The sequence below is a fragment of the Pseudoalteromonas sp. XMcav11-Q genome (assembly GCF_040104525.1).
Classification (GTDB): Bacteria; Pseudomonadota; Gammaproteobacteria; order Enterobacterales; family Alteromonadaceae; genus Pseudoalteromonas.
The window spans coordinates 1-1,092 of sequence record NZ_JBECOX010000041.1 but is presented as its reverse complement, the minus strand read 5'-3'; the positions used below and the strand labels follow the sequence as shown (position 1 = coordinate 1,092).

Genomic DNA, 1,092 nt, shown 5'->3' with positions numbered 1-1,092 from the left:
TATGCAGCCTCAAGGTAACCAACCGGTGTCATATCACCAAGTGAATCATGAGGTCGCTCATAATTATAAATATCTAACCACTCATCAGTGATTTCACGTACTTCTTGCAGTGACTCAAACAAGTATAAATCGAGCACTTCTTCACGATAACTTCGGTTAAACCTTTCCACAAAACCATTCTGGTAAGGACTGCCTGGCTCTATAAATTCCAACTTGATGTCATTTTTTATTGCCCAATCTTCAAGTGCCGTTGAAGTAAATTCTGGACCATTATCCACTCTAATCTGCTTTGGTTTTCCTCGCCAAGCAATAATTTGTTGTAGTGTTCTAATAACTCGTTCAGAAGTTAAGCTTGTATCGACCTCAATCGCCAGTGCTTGTCGGTTGAAATCATCCAGCACATTCAGTGTTCTAAAACGATGTCCATAGCTTAATGCGTCACTCATAAAGTCCATTGACCACGATTCATTATGTTGTGTAGGTGCGCTTAATGGTTCAGGTGTTCTTGTTGGAACACGGCGCTTTCCCTTACGTCTCAAGTTTAGTTTTAGCATGTTGTAAACGCGTTCAACACGCTTTTTATTCCACGGCTTACCTTTATTGCGAAGCCTTTTGAACAGCTTAGGCAACCCCCACCTAGGATGGCGCTCTACCAGCGCAAGTAATGCGTCGATAACTTCATCATCTAACGGCCGTTTATGTTTGTAATAAAAAACTGAGCGGCTTAGCCCTGCCACTTCACAAGCAAATGCGACGCTGACGTTAAATTGAGCTCTTAAATGCTCTACCCAAGCTCTGCGCCTACTTGTTTTTACAGCTTTTTTGCGATGATATCCTCAAGCATCGAGTGCTTTAGGCTAAGCGTTGCAAACATATCTTTTAGCTTACGGTTTTCTTCTTCAAGCTCTTTGAGGCGTTTAATATCAGACGCTTCCATACCGCCATATTTTGAGCGCCATTTGTAAAATGTACTTTGGCCGATGCCATGTTTGCGGCAAATTTCTGGCACAGGAATACCTGACTCAGCTTCCTTGATCATGCTGACAATTTGGGTTTCGGTGAACTTGCTTTTTCTCATCGTAAATTTTCCTA

1 protein-coding gene is annotated in these 1,092 nt (G+C 42.0%); it reads right to left on the bottom strand.

What is annotated here, in order from left to right; all coding sequences use genetic code 11:
* A protein-coding gene (locus ABMY45_RS23785; protein WP_349289600.1) for an IS3 family transposase occupies positions 1 to 1,078 on the bottom strand; the annotation gives its coding sequence in 2 pieces (ribosomal slippage) (positions 1 to 826 and positions 826 to 1,078; 1,079 coding nt annotated over the 2 pieces). This gene is flagged as partial in the annotation.
* Positions 1,079 to 1,092 lie beyond the last annotated feature (14 nt).